Source organism: Streptomyces sp. NPDC127068, assembly GCF_042724695.1.
Taxonomy (GTDB): domain Bacteria; phylum Actinomycetota; class Actinomycetes; order Streptomycetales; family Streptomycetaceae; genus Streptomyces.
In genome coordinates this window covers 1-3,751 of the sequence record NZ_JBHXEN010000116.1, presented here as the reverse complement: position 1 = coordinate 3,751, position 3,751 = coordinate 1, and the positions used below count along the sequence as shown (strand labels likewise).

The window sequence follows — 3,751 nt, the reverse complement described above, 5'->3', positions numbered from 1 at the left end:
TGTTAGCCCGGAGCACGTGAGTTTCTCCGGTGGGGGTGCGCGGTGTTCGCGCGCCTTGCCCCCCCCCCCTATCGGGGCCCTTCCCCCACAGGCCCACCAGAAGCGCCCCGCCAGGGGCGCGGGGAACTGCGCGGGCGGCCACGACGCACCCGCAGGGAACATAATCGGCTGCGGCGAAACCGCTGGCCCCCCAGACTGGGCACCGTCCAGCGCCCCACGTCCCCGCGCCCCGGGGAACGAGCCCAGGAGCCCCGCGTGCAGCCCGCCGTGACCGTCACCCCCGCCCGGATACCCGAACTGCTGCTCGGCCTCGCAACGGTGCGCCCCGTGTTCCTGTGGGGAGCGCCCGGCATCGGCAAGTCCTCGCTGGTACGGGAGTTCGCCCGGTCCCTGGGACTGGAGTGCGTGAGCCTGCTCGGCACCCAACTCGCCCCCGAGGACCTGATCGGCGTCCCGCAGATCCGCGACGGACGGTCCGTTTTCTGCCCGCCCGAGGCCATCGCCCGCGACGAGCCGTACTGCCTCTTCCTGGACGAACTCAACGCCTCCACCCCCGATGTGCAGAAGGCGTTCTACTCGCTGATCCTCGACCGCCGGATCGGAAGCTACGAACTGCCCGAGGGGTCCATCGTCATCGGCGCGGGCAACCGGGCCACCGACAACGCCCTGGCCCGCCCCATGGCGTCCGCCCTGCTGAACCGGCTCACCCACGTCCACCTCCAGGCGTCCGCGACGGACTGGCTGGCCTGGGCCGGGGCCCACGGCATCCACTCCTGGGTGCTCGACCACCTCACCGACCGCCCCGACCACCTGTGGTCCGCGCCGCCGAAGACCGAGGAGCCGTTCTCCACGCCCCGCTCCTGGCACATGCTCTCCGACGCCCTGCACTCCTTCGGGCCGGCCCTCGACGAGGACACCCTGAAGGTCATCGCCCACGGCACGCTCTCCCCGGCGCACGCCATCGCGTTCTGCGGCTACGTGAAGATCGTTCGGCATGCGTACGGCATCGACGCCATCCTCAAGGGCGATGCCTCCTGGCCGCGCGGGCAGGCCGACCGCGACCTCCTCTACTACCTCGCCGAGGCGTTCCGGGGACGGCTCGTCAAGGAGCTGCCCGCGAGCAAGGAGCACGTGTCGGAGGCGGGCCGCCAGACCGCGTACCGGGCCAAGGCGCTGCTGGTGCAGTTGGCGGAGATCTCCGTGGAGGTCGCCCAGGCCGTCATCGCCGACGACGCCGAGGGACAGCCCGTGCTGCCCGCCTGGTTCCTGATCGAGGCGGCCCGCGACATGCCGCGGCTGGTGGAGGCCCGACGGTGAGCCGCCGCGGCGCGGACCGCAAGGGCAAGGCCGCCGCGGACCCGGCCGCCGAGGCGTTCGCCGCCGGGCTGCGCCTGGCCCTGAGCAATCCCGCGCTGGGCGCCCTGGAGCCGACCGTGTGCCGGAGCAAGGAGTGCCGCGACCACCCCGAGCACGGGCTGTGCCGCATCGACTCCTCGGGCACCCTCCACGTCCACCCGACCCGTCGCGCCGCACCCGCCGACTGGGCCTGGGCCGTCGCCCACTGCGTGATCCACCTCGGGTTCGGCCACGTACCGGCGGCGACCGGCAGCCGGGTCCAGCCCGACCGCTTCGACCTGGCGGCCCGCTGCGCGGTGGTCAACCGCTTCCAGGAGACGTTCCCCTGCGGGCGCGCCCCCGACGACCTCCCCGCGAGCTGGCCCGGCGGCGACGAGGAACAACTCGCCGCCCGCTGGCGCCGCGACGGCCTGCCCGCGGCGTACGAGCACTGCGGCACCGGCGGCGGCGCCCCCGACCAGCTCCTCGTCCCCTGGCCCGACCACTCCTGGCAGCCGGGGCCCACCGACTGGCGGGAGGCGTTCGCCCGGGCCCTCACCCGTGGGGTGTCCGTCGCCATGGACGTGGCGGGCGGGCACCGGACCTCCTTCACCGATCCCGATCCGGTGGTCCACCCCTGGCACCGGGCGCTCAACTGGTTCGTCTCCTCCTACCCGTTGCTCGGCGGGATCGCCGCCGGGATGACCGTCGTCGCGGACGCCGAACTCGCCCGCACCCATGACCTCGCGATCGCGGCCGTCAACGCGACGGCGGGCGAGATCTACGTCAACCCGCTGGCGCACCTGACCGAGGAGCAGTGGCGGTTCGTCCTCGCCCACGAGATGCTGCACGCCGCCCTGCGGCACGGCGACCGCATCGGCGGGCGGGACCCGTACCTCTTCAACGTCGCCGCCGACTACGTCGTCAACGGCTGGCTGCGCGACATGGGCGTCGGCGAGATGCCCGAGGGGCTGCTGTACGACGCCGACCTCGCGGGCCTGTCTGCGGAGGAGGTCTACGACCGGATCGCCGGGGACCTGCGGCGGCTGCGGCGGCTGTCGACCCTGCGCGGCAGGGGCCGCGGGGACGTCCTCGGCGAGCCGCTGGCCCCCGGTCCCGGTGACTACGTGGACCTCGACGGGTTCTACCGGCGCGCCCTGGTCCAGGGCTTCGACCTGCACGGGTACCAGGACCGGGGGCTGCTGCCCGCCGGGCTCGTCGAGGAGATCCGGGCACTGAGCCACCCACCGCTGCCCTGGGACGCCCGGCTCGCCCGCTGGTTCGACGTGTTCGTGCCCCGCCCGGAGCCGGTGCGCAGCTTCGCCCGCCCGTCCCGCCGACAGGCGTCCACCCCCGACATCCCGCGGGCGGGCCGCTGGTACCCGCCGGAGGAGGTCGCCCGCTGCACCTTCGGGGTCGTGCTCGACACCTCGGGCTCCATGAGCCGGGTCCTGCTGGGCAAGGCGCTCGGCGCCATCGCCTCGTACGCCGCGGCCCGCGACGTCCCCGCCGCGCGGGTGGTGTTCTGCGATGCGGCGCCGCACGACGCCGGGTACCTGCCCGTCGAGGAGATCGCCGGCCGGGTCCGGGTCACCGGGCGCGGCGGAACCGCCCTCCAACCGGCCGTCGACCTGCTGGGCCGGGCCCGGGACTTCCCCGGGAACGCGCCCCTGCTGATCATCACGGACGCCCAGTGCGACGTGCTGCGGGTCCGGCGCGAGCATGCCTACCTGATTCCGCAGGGCGCGGGGCTCCCGTTCCGGCCGGGGGGACCGGTCTTCCGGGTCCGTTGAACGGTCGGGTGCGCGTCCGGCCCCCGGAATGTGATCGGATGGGGGTACGGGGGTCCCGGCGACGGGGCCTCAGATGACCGTCAGGAAGGGCACTAACGTGGCAACCACGCGCTCCGCGCACACCGTGTGGGAAGGCAATCTGCTCCAGGGGAACGGCGTCGTCACCTTCGACTCCTCCGGCATCGGCCAGCAGCCGGTGTCGTGGCCGTCCCGTTCCGAGCAGGCGAACGGCAAGACCAGCCCCGAGGAACTGATCGCCGCGGCGCACTCCAGCTGCTTCTCGATGGCGCTCTCGCACGGCCTGGCCGGTGCGGGCACCCCGCCCACCAAGCTGGTGACCTCGGCGGACGTGACCTTCCAGCCGGGCGAGGGCATCACCGGCATCCACCTCACGGTGGAGGGCGAGGTCGAGGGCATCGACGAGGAGACCTTCGTCGCCGCGGCCGAGAACGCCAAGGCCAACTGCCCGGTGAGCCAGGCGCTCACCGGCACGACGATCACCCTCTCGGCCAAGCTGGCCTGACCCGCGGCCCGTCCCGGAACACTCCGGGGCGCCCCGGACACGGCCCCGGGTCGCGTCGCCCGGAACCCCGGGACCCGCCCCGGGGGCGGGCGCGCGCCGC

Annotated in this window: 3 protein-coding genes; all 3 read left to right on the top strand. The window is 74.1% G+C overall.

Annotation, left to right across the window (positions count from 1 at the left end; all coding sequences use genetic code 11):
* Nucleotides 1-255 precede the first annotated feature (255 nt).
* The 3 genes from ACFWIA_RS35005 to ACFWIA_RS34995 all read left to right on the top strand — a co-directional run bounded on the left by ACFWIA_RS35005 (nucleotide 256) and on the right by ACFWIA_RS34995 (nucleotide 3,651).
* Nucleotides 256-1,317 (top strand): ATP-binding protein, encoded by a 1,062-nt coding sequence (locus ACFWIA_RS35005; RefSeq protein WP_387011317.1) that lies wholly within the window; start codon nucleotides 256-258, stop codon nucleotides 1,315-1,317.
* Nucleotides 1,314-3,128, top strand: coding sequence for a hypothetical protein (locus ACFWIA_RS35000; protein WP_387011316.1), 1,815 nt, complete (start codon nucleotides 1,314-1,316; stop codon nucleotides 3,126-3,128). Before ACFWIA_RS35005 ends, ACFWIA_RS35000 begins: the two co-directional genes overlap by 4 nt.
* Nucleotides 3,129-3,225: 97 nt before the next feature.
* Nucleotides 3,226-3,651: an OsmC family protein gene (locus ACFWIA_RS34995; RefSeq protein ID WP_387011315.1), complete on the top strand. Its 426-nt coding sequence runs from the start codon at nucleotides 3,226-3,228 to the stop codon at nucleotides 3,649-3,651.
* Nucleotides 3,652-3,751 lie beyond the last annotated feature (100 nt).